13 protein-coding genes and 1 riboswitch are annotated in these 16,616 nt (G+C 71.7%); of the genes, 5 read left to right on the forward strand and 8 right to left on the reverse strand.

Going from position 1 to position 16,616, the window contains the following annotated elements:
- Window positions 1–40: 40 nt before the first annotated feature.
- The 3 genes from K338_RS21050 to K338_RS25495 all read right to left on the reverse strand — a co-directional run bounded on the left by K338_RS21050 (window position 41) and on the right by K338_RS25495 (window position 1,708).
- Window positions 41–349: a pyridoxamine 5'-phosphate oxidase family protein gene (locus K338_RS21050; protein WP_051154698.1), complete on the reverse strand. Its 309-nt coding sequence runs from the start codon at window positions 347–349 to the stop codon at window positions 41–43.
- Window positions 350–391: 42 nt separating this feature from the next.
- Window positions 392–1,420 carry a 3-hydroxyisobutyryl-CoA hydrolase gene (locus K338_RS21055; protein WP_022917500.1) on the reverse strand — a complete coding sequence of 343 codons (1,029 nt, stop codon included), beginning with the start codon at window positions 1,418–1,420 and terminating at the stop codon, window positions 392–394.
- A gap of 72 nt (window positions 1,421–1,492) precedes the next feature.
- On the reverse strand, window positions 1,493–1,708 hold the full coding sequence (locus K338_RS25495; RefSeq protein ID WP_022917501.1) for a hypothetical protein: 216 nt from the start codon (window positions 1,706–1,708) through the stop codon (window positions 1,493–1,495).
- A gap of 150 nt (window positions 1,709–1,858) precedes the next feature.
- A riboswitch (SAM riboswitch) is annotated at window positions 1,859–1,961 on the forward strand.
- 38 nt (window positions 1,962–1,999) lie between these two features.
- Between K338_RS25495 and K338_RS0107200 the strand changes: the two genes are divergently transcribed.
- The 3 genes from K338_RS0107200 (at window position 2,000) to K338_RS21060 (ending at window position 6,504) form a co-directional block, all read left to right on the forward strand.
- Window positions 2,000–2,923, forward strand: coding sequence for a methylenetetrahydrofolate reductase (locus K338_RS0107200; protein WP_022917502.1), 924 nt, complete (start codon window positions 2,000–2,002; stop codon window positions 2,921–2,923).
- A 68-nt stretch (window positions 2,924–2,991) separates the two neighbouring features.
- A complete protein-coding gene (gene metE / locus K338_RS0107205) occupies window positions 2,992–5,292 on the forward strand; it encodes a 5-methyltetrahydropteroyltriglutamate--homocysteine S-methyltransferase (RefSeq protein WP_022917503.1) in 2,301 nt (766 codons plus the stop codon).
- 150 nt (window positions 5,293–5,442) lie between these two features.
- On the forward strand, window positions 5,443–6,504 hold the full coding sequence (locus K338_RS21060) for an MsnO8 family LLM class oxidoreductase (protein ID WP_022917504.1): 1,062 nt from the start codon (window positions 5,443–5,445) through the stop codon (window positions 6,502–6,504).
- 160 nt (window positions 6,505–6,664) lie between these two features.
- Here the strand turns inward: K338_RS21060 and K338_RS0107215 are convergent, their stop codons facing one another.
- Both K338_RS0107215 and K338_RS26145 read right to left on the reverse strand, forming a co-directional pair.
- A complete protein-coding gene (locus tag K338_RS0107215) occupies window positions 6,665–10,021 on the reverse strand; it encodes a TM0106 family RecB-like putative nuclease (RefSeq protein ID WP_245542916.1) in 3,357 nt (1,118 codons plus the stop codon).
- Window positions 9,963–11,036 carry an HNH endonuclease family protein gene (locus K338_RS26145; protein WP_084480719.1) on the reverse strand — a complete coding sequence of 358 codons (1,074 nt, stop codon included), beginning with the start codon at window positions 11,034–11,036 and terminating at the stop codon, window positions 9,963–9,965. The genes K338_RS0107215 and K338_RS26145 overlap by 59 nt, the downstream gene beginning before the upstream one ends.
- Window positions 11,037–11,532: 496 nt before the next feature.
- Between K338_RS26145 and K338_RS0107225 the strand changes: the two genes are divergently transcribed.
- Together K338_RS0107225 and K338_RS24370 are read left to right on the forward strand one after the other, a co-directional pair.
- The gene (locus K338_RS0107225; protein ID WP_022917507.1) at window positions 11,533–12,624 is read left to right on the forward strand and encodes a VIT1/CCC1 transporter family protein; all 1,092 of its coding nucleotides are present in this window, start codon (window positions 11,533–11,535) and stop codon (window positions 12,622–12,624) included.
- Window positions 12,625–12,686: 62 nt separating this feature from the next.
- On the forward strand, window positions 12,687–13,256 hold the full coding sequence (locus K338_RS24370; RefSeq protein WP_022917508.1) for a hypothetical protein: 570 nt from the start codon (window positions 12,687–12,689) through the stop codon (window positions 13,254–13,256).
- A 13-nt stretch (window positions 13,257–13,269) separates the two neighbouring features.
- On the opposite strand, the gene K338_RS0107235 is transcribed toward K338_RS24370, so the two are convergent.
- The 3 genes from K338_RS0107235 to K338_RS21070 all read right to left on the reverse strand — a co-directional run bounded on the left by K338_RS0107235 (window position 13,270) and on the right by K338_RS21070 (window position 16,446).
- Window positions 13,270–14,316, reverse strand: coding sequence for an App1 family protein phosphatidate phosphatase (locus tag K338_RS0107235; RefSeq protein WP_022917509.1), 1,047 nt, complete (start codon window positions 14,314–14,316; stop codon window positions 13,270–13,272).
- Between the two features lie 247 nt (window positions 14,317–14,563).
- The gene (locus tag K338_RS0107240) at window positions 14,564–15,229 is read right to left on the reverse strand and encodes a response regulator (protein ID WP_022917510.1); all 666 of its coding nucleotides are present in this window, start codon (window positions 15,227–15,229) and stop codon (window positions 14,564–14,566) included.
- Window positions 15,226–16,446: a sensor histidine kinase gene (locus K338_RS21070; protein WP_022917511.1), complete on the reverse strand. Its 1,221-nt coding sequence runs from the start codon at window positions 16,444–16,446 to the stop codon at window positions 15,226–15,228. Before K338_RS21070 ends, K338_RS0107240 begins: the two co-directional genes overlap by 4 nt.
- Between the last annotated feature and the right edge of the window lie 170 nt (window positions 16,447–16,616).

Here is a 16,616-nt window from a genome sequence, read left to right on the forward strand (position 1 = left end):
GCCAGGCCCTCGGCGCCGCGACGATCCGCCCAGGAGTGCATCAGGTCCCGCTGGCCGGCTGCACGACGCGCGCTTGTCCGTACAGCCGAAGGATCCACGGCCGCCCCTCGAACACGCAGAACATCAGCGTGATCCGCGGGTCCAGTGCCGTGTGTGCCGCGGTCTCGTTGCCCGAGCCGGTGCCGTTCAGCCACGCCACCCGGTTCGCGTCGAGCACGCAGAAGGTGTCCAGTCCCTTCGGGGAGACGTTCACCCGTCCATGCGCTGCTGCCATGGCGACGAAGAACATCTGCTGCCGCTGGATGAAGTCGACGAGCTGCGGCTCGATGGTGTCGTAGAGCTTGGCCATCGCCCTGTTGCCCACGGTCTGGTCGACGACCAGCGTGCACGGTCACCCGAACAGCGCCTGCACCTGCTCCTGGTCCACCTCGGCCAGCGAGCCGTGCTGCCACTGCGGGGCGTTGTCCTTGTCCACCAGCACGGCCCGCACCCCTTCGACGAAGTCCGAACCGGCCATGAACGCGGTCCCCAGACGCAGATCCTGGTCCAGCACCTGCGCCACTGAGGTCATCTCTGCCGCCCGGCGCAGCGCGGCCAGCGCCACCGCCACCGACAGCGGTGAGCGAGAGGTGAGCGTGCCGGCCGCTGCGCGGGCGTCCGGGTCGGTGTGCATGCTCAGCGCCGCCTCGATCGCCGCCGGATCCGAACCGGCGTAGCAGGCGTCGATCCAGTCCCGCTGCGCGAGCAGACCACTGGCCGGCGCCACCTCGCCCACCGAGGTGTCCAGCGGCTCGCCGGCAGACAGCCGGGCGCACAGCTCAGGCCAGTCGGCCGGGTCGATCAGGGCATCTGCCAGGCCGACGGCGATCGCATCCGCTCCGGTGACGCTCACCCCGGTCAGCGCCAGGTGCGTGCCTGTCTCACCGGGGCTGCGGGACAGGTAGTACAGCGCCCCCACGTCCGGGAAGAAGCCGATCCCCGTCTCCGGCATCGCCACCTGCGTGCGGTCGGTGACCAGCCGCAGCGACCCATGGGCGGACACCCCGATCCCGCCGCCCATCACGATCCCGTCCATGAACGCCACATACGGCTTCGGGTACTCGGCGATGAGCGCGTTCAGCGCATACTCTGCCTGCCAGAACCCGGCCGGATCCCCCTCGCCGGAGACCAGCCAGTCCCGGATCGTGCGCACGTCGGCCCCGGAGCACAGGCCGCGCTCACCGGCGCCGTCCAGCGCCACCGCGGTGATCCCCGTGTCCGCTGCGAATGCCCGTAGCTGGGAGTCGATCGCCGCGATCATCCCCGGCGTGAGCGCATTGATCGGCCGCGGCCGGTTCAGGCGGATCCGACCCAGCGAACCCTGCCGGGCCACCAGCAGCTCCTCGATCGGTGCGGTCCAGTCAGGCTCGTCGGTGAGCATGCAGCCTCCTCGGTTCGGGCGCGAGCGCACCCTCAAGTATGCCGGTGCCTCAGGCACGTCGGAGGTGGAGCCTCAGGCGCTGCGACGCTCGGGGTGCAGCACCGCATCCAGGGCGTCCAGGTCCTCCAGCAGCGCCATCTCTGCCGCGTCCAGCCCCTCGCCGGTGGCCCGCATCCGCAGCGCCTCCTCGTCATCGACCACTGCGGCCAGGACAGCGTCTCGCTCCAGGCGTGCCCGGTGCACCTCCGCCGGGTCCGGACCTGGACGGTCTTCTCGTGCACGCACCATGATGTGCTCCTCTCCTGCCGTTGCCCCGAGTGTGCACCAGAGGTATGACAACGGCCGGTGACGGCACTCGCGAAGGGGAGCAACGCCGTCGTGCATCCCACGATGCGAGACATGATCGCCCGACCTGCGAGTGCAGGTACCATCGAGAGCACACCATCCAGAGCGGCCGAGAGTCCTGGCTCGAGGACGCCGCAGCAACCCCCCAACGGAAGCCTCCCGCGGGGAAGGGTGCTACCGCCAGGTCCGATGGAGTCGATTCATGCAGGCATGTTGTTTCCCGTGGGGGCGCCGATGAGCACCGCACCCCTGTTCGACGCGCCCGGACGCGGACCGAGCGTCTCGTTCGAGCTGTACCCGCCCCGCACTCCGCGCGGTGAGGAGACCGTGCGCCGGACCGTCGCTGCGCTCGCGGAGGCGGAACCGGACTTCTTCTCGGTCACCTACGGCGCCTCCGGATCTACCCGGGCCACCTCCCGGGAGCTGATCGAGGTGATCCTCGCCACCACCAGTGTCACCCCTCTGGCGCACCTGACCTGTGTCGGGGCCAGCGCCGAGGACCTCGGTGGCTACGTCCGCTCCCTGCTGGAACGCGGCGTGCGGGACTTCCTCGCGCTGCGCGGCGACCCGCCCGCCGGCCAGCCAGACTGGCGCCCGCACCCAGAGGGTCTGACCCGTTCAGCCGAGCTGGTCCGGCTGCTGCGCACGCTCGCCACCGAGCACCACCCGGATGAGCAGGTCAGCGTCTCGGTGGCCACCTATCCCGGCGGCGCCTACGACGCCACGGGGCAACCGGTCGTCCTCGCCGACGACGTCGCGGCTCTGGTGGAGAAGCAGGCCGCCGGCGCCGACTTTGCCATCACCCAGCTGTTCTACGATGCCCGGCACTACGCCGAGCTGGTCCGCGCCGCCCGCGCCGCCGGGGTGCACATCCCGATCGTGCCCGGCATCATCCCGCTCACCGACCCCCGCCGGCTGCGCCGGATGGTCGAGCTCACCGACGTGCCCGTACCCGAAGACCTGCTGCACGCGTTGGACGAGGCCCCGGACGCCGAGGCTGCCTACCAGCTCGGCATGCGCGCCTCGGTGGACCTCGTGCAGGCCGTCCTGGAGGCCGGCGCCCCTGGCGTGCACCTGTACACCTTCAACTCCGCCCGTGCGGTCCTCGACCTGCTGCACCACGCCGGCCTGCGCCGAATGCCCGCCGCTCCTCGCTGAGCACGCCCCGGGCGACGTCCCCTCGACCACCCCGCGCAGCCGCGCGACCACCTTCTTGGAGATCCCAGATGAGCAACCCCCTGCCTACCGCCACCATCCTCGGCTACCCCCGGATCGGGGAGAACCGCGAGCTCAAGCGCGCCCTGGAGTCCTACTGGGCCGACCGCAGCAGCGCCGACGACCTGCGCACTGCCGCAGCCCAGGTGCGCCGCACCACCCGGCAGCGACTCACCGCCCTCGGCCTGGATGCCGAGGGCGCTGCGATCCCCTCCGACTTCGCCTACTACGACCAGGTGCTCACCACGGCGATCCAGGTCGGTGCGGTGCCGGCACGGTTCGGCATCGAACCGTCGGACGCTCCGCTCAGCCTGGACGAGGAGTTCCGCCTCGCCCGCGGCGATGCGGACACCCCGCCGCTGGAGCTGACCAAGTGGTTCGACACCAACTACCACTACCTGGTGCCAGAGATCTCCCCGCAGACCCCGCTGCGGCACATCCCCGGGGCCGCGGCCGTGTCCGAGCTGCGCGAAGCCCTGGCCGAGGGGGTGCTCACCCGCCCGGTGCTGGTCGGCCCGGTGACCCTGCTGCTGCTGTCCAAGCCGGAGAACCCCGGCGACCCGGCACCGCTGGAGCGTCTGGACGACCTGGTCGCGGTGTACGCGGCATGGCTGGCCGAGCTGGCTGCCGCTGGTGCCACCTGGGTACAGCTGGACGAGCCGGCCCTGGTCGCCGACACCTGGGACGTCCCGGCCGAGCAGGTCACCGCCGCCGCCGAGCAGGCCTACCGGAGGCTCGCCGGCGCCACCGACCGGCCCTCGCTGCTGGTGGCCGCCCCGTACGGGGAGCTGCGGGAGAACTTCGCAGCGCTCACCGGCACCGGCGTGGAGGCGATCGGTATCGACCTGGTGCACGGCGCCCTGCCAGCCGACCTGGACGCAGCAGCCACCGCCGACGTGACCGTGGTCGCTGGTGTGGTCGACGGGCACAACGTCTGGCGCACCGACCTGGACCGGGCCACCGCACTGCTGCAGCAGGTGCGCGAGCGCGCCGGGCAGGTGAGCGTGGGCACCGCCACCTCGCTGCTGCACGTACCGCACACCACCGCCGTGGAGGACGGGCTCAGCGACCAGCTGCGCAGCTGGCTCGCCTTCGCGCACGAGAAGGTCACCGAGGTGCGCACCCTCGCCCGGGGGCTGGCTGGTGAGGACGTCTCCGTCGAGCTTTCTGCGGCACGTGCTGCGTTGGCCGACCGGGCCCAGGCCGACGGCGTCTCCCGCACCCAGGTGCGGGACCGGGTCGCGGCTGTGACACCCGAGGACACCCACCGCGCCGACTACACCGACCGGGTCGAGGCGCAGCGGGCGCTCGGTCTTCCCGACCTGCCGACCACCACGATCGGTAGCTTCCCGCAGACCACCGAGCTGCGTCAGGCCCGCGCCCGGCTGCGCACCGGGGAGCTCACCCAGGCCGAGTACGAGCAGGTGATCCGCGACGAGATCGCCCGGGTGATCGCCCTGCAGGAGGAGCTCGGCCTGGACGTGCTGGTGCACGGGGAGCCGGAGCGCAACGACATGGTGCAGTACTTCGCCGAGCACCTGGACGGGTTCGCCGTGACCCAGCACGGTTGGGTGCAGTCCTACGGATCGCGGTGCACCCGACCCTCGCTGCTGTGGGGAGACGTGAGCCGGCCGGCGCCGATCACCCCGGCCTGGTCCGGCTACGCGGCGTCGCTGACCGACAAGCCGGTCAAGGGCATGCTCACCGGTCCGGTGACCATCTTGGCCTGGTCGTTCGTGCGTGACGACCTGCCGGTGCCGGAGGTGGCGCAGCAGGTGGCGCTCGCCCTGCGGGACGAGATCGCCGACCTGGAGGCTGCCGGGATCCGGGTGGTGCAGGTGGACGAGCCGGCGCTGCGCGAGCTGCTGCCGCTGCGCCGGGAGGACCACCGGGCTTATGTGGACTGGTCGGTGGGGGCGTTCCGGCTCGCCACCGGCGGTGCCGCCGCGGACACGCAGGTGCACACCCACCTGTGCTACTCCGAGTTCGGTGAGGTGATCGACGCGATCAACGGCCTGGACGCCGACGTCACGTCGATCGAGGCGGCCCGTTCGGCGATGGAGGTGGTTCCGGAGCTCGCCGCTGCGAAGTTCTCCCGCGGTCTGGGCCCCGGGGTGTACGACATCCACTCCCCGCGCGTGCCGTCCACCGAGGAGATCGCCGGCCTGCTGCGCCTGGCCGACGGTGCGCTGGCCCGCGGGCAGCTGTGGGTGAACCCGGACTGCGGGCTGAAGACTCGCGGTTACGAGGAGACGGTGGCAGCGCTGACGAACCTCGTGGCGGCGGCCCGTCAGGTGCGCGCCGAGCACTGAGCAGCTGTGCCGGCACCGGCGCCTCAGCGCACGCTGGGTGCCGGTGCCGCGGCTGACCGGACCGGCTGACCGGACCGGCTGTGAGCCACCGCACTCGTCCACCTATGGTGGGTAGTGTTCGCCGGTGCCAGGTGTGAGGAGTCGTTGTCGGTGAAGCTGTCGATCGTCGACCTGGGGACTGTCGCACCGGGCACGACCGAGAGCGACGCGCTGGCCGATGCCCTGACCGCGGCGCGTCAGGCAGAGGCTCTGGGCTTCCACCGTGTCTGGTTCGCCGAGCACCATCTCTCCCGTTCGGGTGCCTCGCACCATCCGGAGCTGCTGATCGCAGCGGCGGCGATGCAGACCTCGACCATCCGGCTCGGATCGGGTGGGATGCTGATGAACCACTACAGCCCGTTCAAGATCGCGGAGATGTTCCAGCAGCTCGAAGCGCTGGCGCCCGGCCGCATCGACCTGGGAATGGGCCGGGCGACCGCAGGCCCGGTGCTCGATGCTGCGCTGCAGCAGAACCGGCAGCACCCGGCGCGGGCCGACCACCAGCAGCAGGTGCTGGAGACGCTGGCGTGGCTGTACGACGAGTTCCCCGATGATCACCCGTTCGCCGGTCACCCGTTGATGCCGAGTGTGCCGACCGTGCCGCAGACCTGGCTGCTCGGATCGAGCCCGAACGGCTCGAATCTGGCAGCCGGCCTCGGGATCGGCTACACGTTCGCAGGGTTCATCAACCCGCAGGGAGCGGCCCCCGCCTTGCGACACTATCGCGAGACCTTCCAACCGCAGGGATTTGGTCTGGAGGCGCCGCGGGCCATCGTGGCGGTCAACGTCACCGTCGGCGAGAGCCGCGCCGAGGGCCTGCACCGAGCAGGGTCGCCCAAGGGCTTCTACGCGAGGCTGGGTCGCGCAGGTCGCCAGGCCGGTGGGGTCATGGTGCCCACTGCTGACGAGGCGGCCGCCGAGCTGAGCCAGGCGGAGAAGGACGAACCTACCTGGATCGTGGACGGGCAGTGGCCCAGGTTTGTTGCCGGTGGACCGGCCGATGTGCGCACCACTCTGGAGCAGATGGTCGCTGAGTCCGGCGCCGACGAGATCATGGTGCAGGATCTCATCGCCGATCCCGAGGTCCGCCAACACTCCCGCGCGTTGCTGGCCGAGACGTTCGATCTTGCTCCTCCGGTTGTCGCAAGCGACGCCGCGGCCGGAGACCGGTAGATGGCAGGTGCGCGCCGAGCACTGAGCCGGCCGGTGCGGGCGATACCTGCTGCGTCGAGGCGATACCCGGGAGCACGACCCCGCGCAGGAAGTATCGCCTGCATCGATCCAGCCCGGGAGGGGTGGGTGGGTGCGGGCGGGTGGGTGTGGCTGGGTGCGGTCAGCGGTGCCGGGGGCGGCGGGGGAGCGCGCGCTGGCACAGCTCGATGAATCCGCCGAGCTCGCGCAGCGCGCCCGGCTCCCACGGTAGGTGCCGGGTCAGCGCCCGGGAGCGGACCAGGATCGCTGCCCACTGCCCGCGGGAGATCGCCACGTTCAGCCGGTTCGCCGACAGCAGGAACTCCAGGCCGCGGGGCGCGTCCTCCGCTGAGGAGGTGGCCAGCGACACCAGCGCCACGGCTGCTTCCTGACCCTGGAACTTGTCCACAGTGCCCACCCGCACGTCCCCGAGCCCGGCAGCGGACAGGTCGTGGGTGAGCCGCTGCACCTGGGCGTTGTAGGCGGCCACCACCAGCACGTCGGCAGGGGTCAGGGCACGGGCGGGTCCCCCGTCGCTCCAGGGCCGGTCCAGCAGCGTCTCCAGCTGGGCCACCACCTCGGCGGACTCCTCCGGGCAGTCCACGGTGCGGTGAGCATGGTCCACCGTGACCACGTGCAGCCCGGGCTCGAGGCCGTCCAGGTGCCGTGCGGCGGCGACCGGGTGGCTGTGCAGCTGGTCGTCGTAGTACAGCTCGGAGACCGGGGCGCACAACGCCGGGTGCAGCCGTCTGCTCTGCTGCAGCAGGTAGCCGTGGGTCGGCGGGAGCGTCGGGTGCCCGTGAGTGAGGTGGCCGAGCGCAGAGGCGTCCACCGGGGCGTCGTGGCTGCCCTGGCTGACCTGCGGGAGCTGTTGCGGGTCGCCCAGGAGCAGCAGCCGTCGGGCCGCAGGGGCCGCGGCGAAGGTGTTGGCCAAGGAGAACTGCCCGGCTTCGTCGATCACCAGCAGGTCCAGCTCGCCGAGGTCGAAGCGGCGCCGGTTCGCGAAGTCCCAGGCGGTACCGCCGACCACGGCGCCGGCGGGATGGTGCCGGGCGAGGAAGTGGTGGTGCCCGTAGGTGTCGAGGGTGGTCCACGGTGTCTCGGCCGGTTCGCTGACCCCGAGCGCGGCCAGGTCCGCAGTGCGCGGCACCCGGGTCCGCTTGCCGATCTGCTCTGCGGGCAGCCCGGCGCGCACCAGTCCCGCCAGCACGTGCTCGACCACAGTGTGCGACTGGGCCACCACGCCCACCCGCCAGCCGTGCTTCGTGACCAGGTGGGTGATCACCTGCACGCCCAGGTAGGTCTTGCCGGTGCCCGGTGGCCCCTGCACCGCCAGGTAGGAGTCGCTCATCCCGGTCAACGCGGTGACGACCGCACCGACTGTTCCGTCCGCATCGGTCCCGGCTCGCGCTGGCAGTCCTTGCCCGCCGGGCAGCCGCGGGGGCCGGCCGGCCGCGATGTCCAGTGCCGCCGCCCCGACCGGTCTCTGCTCGGCCGCGGCCGACTCCAGCACCCCGCGGGCGACCAGCTCGATCGCCTGCACCAGCGTCCGGGCCGGCGGTGGTGGGCCCGGCGCGACCAGCACCGGGTCCGCAGCCGGCGCACCGGCCTCGGGTGGCACCGACTCGCTGAGCGTGACCCGGTCCAGCCCGGTGGGGGAGACGTCGCGGGCCAGCACCCGCGCCGGCACCGCCACCCGGTCGCACCCTGCCGGGGGGGTCAGGCCGCTGGGCAGCGGCGGGTCGTAGACGACGAACACCTGCGCCCCGGGCTCCACTGTGCTGCCGGTGCCGAACCGGCCGGCGAGGTCCAGCAGCCGGCGGGGGCGCCCGTAGTCGTCACCGACCTCCCGGCGGCGGGCGTGGAACACCTCGAGCACGTCCCGGGTGTCCCCGACTGTTCCTTCGCTGCGCAACCGCTCGAAGTGCTCCCGCCAGTACGGCTCGTCCTCCCGGCGGTGGTAGTCCAGCGCCGCAGCCAGCAGCGGGCCGACCGGCGCGGGCACACGGGCGAGCAGGGCCTCGGACAGCTCGCGCCGCTCCCGCTGCTCCGGTGTCTCCTCGTCCGGCTCAGCCTCTGGCGACTGTGCCGCGTCGGTCAGCACAGGGGTTTCCTGCGGTGCCACCGCCTCTCCGGTACCGTCGGGCGCGGCCTCCCGCTGAGCGATCAGCCAGTCCCGCAGCCGCAGCGTGGACAGGCAGTCGTACCGGTTGTACTCGGCCAGCTCGGCGACCTGCGCCTCGAACCCCGTCTGGTCACCGGCCGCGCGCAGCTCCTGAGCGCGCACATAGGCGAGCACCGAGTCCCCACCGGAGGTGACGCCGTCGGCGTTGCGCAGCTCGCTGCCCATGTACAACGGCTCGAGCTTCTTGATCGAGTAGGACCGCTGGGAGACGCGCACCGAGCTCTTCACGCAGGCGTACAGGTCCACGAACACGCCGGCCTCGATCAGCTCCTCGACCTCGGCCACACCGACCTGGTGCCGCTCGGCGAGCCGGCGCAGCGCCGCCGTCTCGTACGGAGCATAGTGGTAGACGTGCAGGTCCGGGAACTGCTCTCGGCGCCGGCGGAGATAGTCGAGAAACTCCCGCAAGGCCCGCCCCTCTGCCGCCCGGTCGTGCGCCCAGAACGTCACGTAGTCCTGGTCACCGTCGGCCTCCAGCAGCCCGAACAGGTACTCCAGCCCCCAGGTGCTGCGGTCGTCGTCCACCCAGAGCGGGTCGCCCTCGAAGTCGAAGAACACATCACCGGGGTCCGGTGCCGGCATCGCCTGCAGGGCTGCCAGGGAGTGTACCTCGGCGAAGACCTGCGGCTGGGCACCGGCCGCCTCCGCCTCCTCCTGGCGCAGCTGCAGCCGGGCCTGGGCCTGCAGCTTCTGCCACATCTGCGGGTGCAGCCTCGGCACCGGTCGGGCGGCTGCTGCAAGATCGTCGATCGTGCGTATCCCGGCCGCGCGGAGCACGTCCCGGTGCCGGGCGCGCACGCCCCAGACCAGCTTCACGTCCCGATCGGTGACCACCGCCTCCTGGCAGTAGTCGCACCACAGGCACGCCCGGTACCGGTCGTCCCCCCAGACCACCGGCTGCCCGCCCGCGTGGTGGGCATCCAGCAGCTGCTGCACATAGGCGCGGTGCTCCCGGTAGACCGCGACGCTGTCGGCCATGTCCTGGGTGGCGATCGTGCCGTCCCCCAGGTGCAGCACCGTCCGCGGGGCCACGTCGACACCAGCGGTCAGCAGCTGGTCGGCATAGGCCGCCAGCTGCAGCACCGCGCCCGGTTTCACCGATCGGGCCAGCTTCGTGTCCACGACGGCGTAGCTCACCTGGCCGTCAACGCTCAACGTGCGCTCCAGGAAGTCCGAGCGGCCGTGGAACCTGCCGTCGAAGAATCCGCCCTGGAACACCACGTCGGCACCCGAGCGCAGCGCCTGCAACGTCCGGTCAGCGTGCTCGCGCAGGCTCGCTGCGTCGTAGCCGGCCGGCAGCGGGACCTCCACCACCCCGTCGCCGTACCGGGCCCGGTAGTCGGCCAGGACGCGGGCCTCGTGCGCATCCCCGAGCCGGGCGGCGCGCTCCCGCATCGGATCGTCGACCTCGAGCCGGGGGCGGCGCCCGAGCTTCTCGTCCAGCCGCGACAGCAGCGCGAACTCGCAGTCCCGGGCCAGGGTCAGGTCGCTGGCGCTGTAGACCAGGGTGTCGTCCACCAGGAACACGGGTTCTCCTCGATCGATGCTGCACAACGGGACGGTCGACAGGCTGCCCGGCCGCTCTCAGAATCGAGGCTATCGGTGCCCGCTGACACCCTGCCGCGTTCCCCTCGCCCGACCGGCAGGTGGCAAGGACCTCACCGAGCGCACCGACCTCCTCGGCGGAGACGCCCAGCCCGTAGGCGTCCTTGACCAGGACCTGCTGCACCACGTACGCACAGTGGAAGCCGGCGTCCGGGGGCAGCCAGGAGGCGGCGTCGTCAGCCTGCTTGTCCTGGTTCACCTGACCATCGACCGGGATGAGGTTGGCCGGGTCGTTCGCGAACTGCAGGGCCAGCGAGGCCGGCCACTCCGCCGCACCCTTGCGCCAGGCGTCCGCCAGTGCCACCACGTGGTCGATCTGCACGGCAGTGCTGGTCTGCGGGCCGCGGCGGAACTCGACCAGGTGACCGGTGTACGGGTCGGTCAGGGTGCCGCTGACCACCACGCACGGTACGACCGGGTCGAGGTGGACGTCGGTGAGCCAGCTGCGCAGCACGTCGTTGCGGGTGTCGCAGCCGTTGCCGTCCACGTCCGCCCACGGCGGTCCGAAGAAGTCCCGGTCGTAGTCAGCCAGCGGGAGCGGGGCCCGAACGGTGAGCGTGGGCAGTGCCGCCCGGGCGCGCTCCAGGTGACCCGCCGGTACCGGCCACGGTGGCGCCTGCCGCACATGCTGCCACCACCGGGGCAGCAGCAGCGCTACGGCAAGCACGAGCACGGCGGCCACCGCCCCGGTCACCAGGAGACGGGCCGGCGAACGGACAGGCATCGCACCAGCCTCTCGGTCTGTCCGCACCAGTGCTACCAGGCTCGGGGAGGGCTGTGGACAGGCGGACGTCGTCGCTCGTCTAGCTATCCACAGGCCGGATGGACGACGGGTGATTTTTCCTGGACCGAGCGGGTGAGGAGAGGGTGAGGCCAGCCACGGAGGTGCCCGTCCCGGCGGGCTGTGCTACACCCGGCCGACAGGCGATAAACCGCACCGTTGCAACGATTTGAGCCCGCGGCGACGGTACGTCCTCCGGACCGCCGCCGAGCAGGGGTGTCGGCGGCGGGAATCTGGTGTGATCGGGGTGACAACGAAGCGGCAGGACGAGGCCGCCGACCCTATGTAACTGTAGGAGAGCGACGCGATCACCTTGGGCTGGCGACTCCCCCGCGCCAGTTTTTCTGCCTTGGTTCACGTCGCGGCGGCGCCGTCGATCAGTCGACGGCGCCGCTCCTCCCCGCGTGAGGTTCGACCCTGGTCGTTGCTGCCTGGAAGAATGACCGGCATGCCCACCGACCATCCCGTGGCTGCGCCGCGCCCTGCTGAGCTCCGCCGGTGGCGGCGGTACCTGGCCGAGGAACGCGCTGAGGCCGCCGTGTACACACAGCTCGCGGCTCGTCGGCAGGGGGAGGAGCGGGAGATCCTGCTCGCCCTCGCACGGGCCGAGAACCGGCATGCCGCACACTGGGAGAAGCTGCTCGGTGAGCATGCCGGCCGGCCGCGCAAACCGGCCATGCGCTCCCGGCTGCTGATCGCCCTGGCCCGCCGGTTCGGGTCGGTGTTCGTGCTGGCCCTGGCCCAGCGCGCCGAGTCCCGCTCCGACTACGGCGAGGACGACCACGCCACTGCCGCGATGGCCGCCGACGAGCAGATCCACGAGGAGGTGGTCCGCTCCCTGGCGGTCCGCGGACGGGCACGGATCTCCGGCACGTTCCGGGCGGCCGTGTTCGGGATGAACGACGGTCTGGTGTCCAACCTCGCCCTGGTGCTGGGCATCGGCGCCTCCGGGGTGGCCACCGGCACGGTGATGCTCACCGGGCTGGCCGGGCTGCTCGCCGGCGCACTGTCCATGGGAGCAGGGGAGTACGTGTCCATCCGCTCCCAGCGGGAGCTGCTGGAAGCATCGACGCCGAGCGACTCCGCGCACCAGGCGGTCGGCGACCTGGACGTGGACGCCAACGAGCTCGCCCTGGTCTACCGCGCCCGCGGCATGTCCGCCACCGAAGCCCAGACTCGTGCCGAGGAGCGCCTGGCCACGCACAACCCGGCCCTCCCCCCGGTGCGCACCGCTGCGCACTCCCTGGAGGAGATCGGCTCAGCCTGGCAGGCGGCTGCGTCCAGCTTCTGCTTCTTCGCCTCCGGTGCGATCATCCCGGTGCTGCCCTACCTGTTCGGGATGACCGGCTGGCCGGCGGTCGCCCTGGCCGCCGGCCTGGTGGGTGCGGCGCTGGTGGTCACCGGGGCGATCGTGGGGGTGCTCTCCGGGGCACCACCGCTGCGGCGGGCACTGCGTCAGCTTGCGATCGGCTGGGGTGCGGCCGCGGCCACGTACCTGCTCGGCCTGGCGTTCGGCACCTCGTTGGCATGACGTCGGTCACCACTGGCCGCTGAGCGGACGTGGCACCCCCGTCGAGGTGCGACGCTGGAACCATGACAGATCAGCCGCAGGGCGAACGGTGGGTAGGAGTCAAGGAAGCCTCGGACGCGTGGGCTGATGCCGCCACCGAGACTCTCCTCGAGGTGGCCGGGCACTATCGCGGTGTCATCACCTACGCAGAGCTGGCCGAACAGGTCCAGGCGCGCACCGGGCTGCGTACCCGTGCCTCGTTTCGCAGCTGGATCGGTGCCGTGCTGGCTGCGGTCGTGGCCCGTTGCCACGCCCAGCACCTGCCGCCGCTGACCTCGCTGGTGGTGCACCGTGCCGATGGTCAGCTCGGCCCCGACGAGGCCACTGTGCAGGCCCGGCTCACCTGCTACTGCCGCTTCGCCGAGGACGTCCCCGCCGAGGTGGTGGCCGCCGCTGAGGCGGCACAGCGCGCGAAGGCAGACGAGGCTCGCGCCGAGCAGGAGGCCGAGGCTGCCCGGCGGCGCAGCACCAGGACACGCCGTTCGCACCGGCGCAGCTCACCGCGCAGCACCCCCGCCGAGGACGCACCCCGGATCTGCCCGCACTGCTTCGTGCAGCTGCCGGCGTCCGGCATCTGCGACGAGTGCGGCTGACCGGCGCCGCTCCTCAGTGTCCGGCCAGCGCCCGGCGCAGCTGCGGGGCGAGGTCGAATCCGTCCGCACCGGTCAGCTCCGGTGCCGGGGTGAACTTGCGCTGCTCACCAGGCTCTACAGCGGCCACCGGTGAGCCGTGCGCCAGCACCTGCTCACCCGGGGTGAGCTCGCGGATCGCGATCGCTGCCACCCGGTTCGGGTACTCCCGGGCGAACTCCCGGTAGATCTGCGGGTCGTGCTGACCGTCATCGCCGACCAGCACCCACCGGATGTGGGGGAACTCCGCCGCCAGCCGACGCAACGCCACCCGCTTGTGCTCCTGCCCGGAGCGGAACCAGCCGGTGTTCGTCGGCCCCCAGTCGGTGAGCAGCATCGGCCCGGCGGGGAAGCCGTGGCTGCGCAGGAACTGCACCAGCGTCGGCATCACGTTCCACGCCCCGGTGGACAGGTAGAACAGGGGTGCGTCCGGGTGGTCGGCCAGGGTGCGCGAGTACAGGCTGGCCATCCCGGGCACCACGTGCCGGGCGCTGCCGTGCCGCACGAACGTGTTCCACAGCGCGATCAGCGGCCGCGGCACCAAGGTGACCAGCGCCGTGTCGTCGATGTCGGAGACGATGCCGAGCCGAGCCTCGGCGGAGACGATCCGCACCCGAGCAGCCTTCGGCGGGGCCGCCTTGGCCAGGATCTGCACGTCGTGCCAGCCCGGCTGCAGCCCGTGGTCGCCCACCATCAGGTCCAGGTAGCCGCTGCGGTCGGTCACCGTGCGGTGCTCGGTCTGACCGATGCGGACCACCACCGGCAGGTAGGAGACCGGTGCGGTCACGTACGAGCGCCAGCCCCGGCGGGCCACCAGGTCCTCCTCCAGCGAGACACCACCGAGCGCGTCCTGCACCGGGTGCTGCCGGCCCAGCACCACCCGCCCGAGCACGCGTACGAAGTCGGCGTCGCCATAGCCGATGTAGCTGATCGTGCGCGGCCGCCAGCCACGCTTGCGCAGGAACGGGATGAGGCGGCGGTGGAAGCCGTCCTCGAAGCGGGCGGCCGCATGCGTCGCTGACATGTCGACCAGGCTAGGCGAGGCCCGCCGTGGCATGAACTGCGACCGACCGCCTCCAGCGAACCGTGCCCAGACATGGGTTGAGGCCGGAGCAGGGGGTACACCGGCCTCAACCAACTGCGCTCCGTTGCGCAGGAACTAGATCCATCGTGGCTCAGATCACGTTGCAGGTCAGCCCCTGGAGCCCGATTTTCAGGCAACGATTCGATCACGATTACTGAAACGTCAGTATTTCCGCAGGATCCTGCGGCTAGGTCAGACCAGCCTCGCGGGCGACGATCGCAGCCTGCACCCGCGAGCTGCAGCCCAGCTTGGCCAGCACCCGGGAGACGTGCGTCTTCGTGGTGGCCTCGGTGATCACCAGGGTGGTAGCGATCTCCTGGTTGGACAGTCCGCGGGCGACCAGGGCGAGGACGTCCTGCTCCCGCTCGGTCAGCCCGGTCAGGGCACCACCGTCTGGTTCCGGTCGGTGCACCTGCTCGACGGCGCCCGGTTGGGATGAGGCGAAGGCGGCCAGCAGCCGCCGGGTCACCTCGGGCGCGACCACCCCGTCGCCAGTGGCGACCCGGTGCACCGCTGCGGTCAGCTCGGCCGCACTGGCCGACTTCAGCAGGAAGCCAGCGGCTCCGGCCCGCAGTGCGGAGAACACGTACTCGTCCAGGTCGAAGGTGGTCAGCACGAGCACCGCCGCCAGGCCTTCGGTGACGATCTGGGTGGTGGCCTCCACACCGTCCAGCCGGGGCATCTGGATGTCCATCAGCACCACGTCCGGGCGCAGCGCCCGGGTATTGGTTACCGCGGCGTGCCCGTCCCCGGCCTCGCCGACCACCTCGATGCCCGGGTCGGCCTCGAGGATCAGCCGCAGCCCCGCCCGCACCGCCGCGTGGTCCTCGGCGAGCAGCACCCGCACAGTCATCGCCCCTCCTGTCCGCGCGCCGGCGCCGGGACCGGCAGCCGGGCCAGCACCTGCCACCGGCCCCCGCGCAGGCCGGCGGACAGCTCACCGCCTGCTGCGCGTGCCCGCTCGGTCATGATCGCCAACCCGAGCCCAGAACCCAGGTAGGTGGGCCGGGGCTGGTGAGCTCCGCCGTCCGAGATCGGTACCACCGGCTCGACGGCGTTGCTCACCTCGATCCGGATGCTTCCCTCCTCGGGGGTCACCGTGACCGCTGCAGGCCCCTGGCCGTGCTTGGTCGCGTTCGTCAGGGCCTCCTGCAGGATGCGGTACCCGGCCTGGTCCACGCTGGTGCTCAGCGCAGGCAGGTCCGGGCAGCTGATCGTGGCGCCGTGCTCGCCGACGAGGCGCTCGCGGGCAGCGCGGTCACTGAGCCGGGACGGAGCGCGCTGTGGTTCGGTGCCGCGCAGCAGCTCGATCATCGTGCGCATCTCGGTGAGCGCCTCCAGGCTGAAGGAGCGCACGCTGGACAGGGTCTCCCGCTCGGCCGGTGCGGGGTCGGCCACCAGGGCGGCCTCGGTGCGCAGCGCGATCGCAGAGAGGTGACCGGCCACGGCGTCGTGCAGGTCCCTGGCCATCTGCTCCCGCTCGTCGCGGGCGGTCTCCTCGTGGCGCAGCTGGGCCAGGTGGATGTGGTCCTCGGCACGCACCTGCGCGAGCTCGGCCAGTTCGCGCTGCTGCCGCACCGACCGGCCCCACCACAGCGGCGTGCCGAGCACAGCGAAGGATTGCAGACCGAGGAATACCGCACCGCGGGGCCCCTGCAGCAGCAACCAGCCGAGGATCGTCAGCAGCCCGACCGTGACTGCGACCATGGAGATCAGGCGACGCAGCGCAGTGGCTGACCCGACCAGCGCCAGGGTGTAGATCAGGTCGATCAGCACCAACATCACGCCGATGCTGCCGCCGATGAGCAGATCGGCTGCGAATACCACCGCACCGGCCAGCAGCACCACTCCCGGGGCGCGGAACTTCACCAGCATCAGGGCGCAGCCGGCCAGCAGCAGCACAGCGTGCCACCACTGCGGGACGCTCACCCAACCGACGTCGGTCATCATGCCGCCGAAGCCGAAGGCGAGCACCAGCAGGCCGACCGTGAGCACTGCGCCGGCGTCCACCGCCGCCTGGCGCTGGGGTGTGAGGCGCAGGCGGGCCCACAGGGCGGTCAGGTGGTCCATGCGGTCATTCTCGCCTGCAAGCGGGTGCCGGTGGAATGCGACGAAAGGCGGAGTGCGGTCCGCCCGCCCCTGTGCCACCAGGCCCCGGCGCCCTCGCCCGTCGCCCCTGCGACTGAGGCACTTTTGTGCGTTCGAGGTAGTCCTGCGCTGCCTCAGACGCGCAAGAGTGC

The organism is Ruania albidiflava DSM 18029, assembly GCF_000421225.1.
GTDB lineage: Bacteria > Actinomycetota > Actinomycetes > Actinomycetales > Beutenbergiaceae > Ruania > Ruania albidiflava.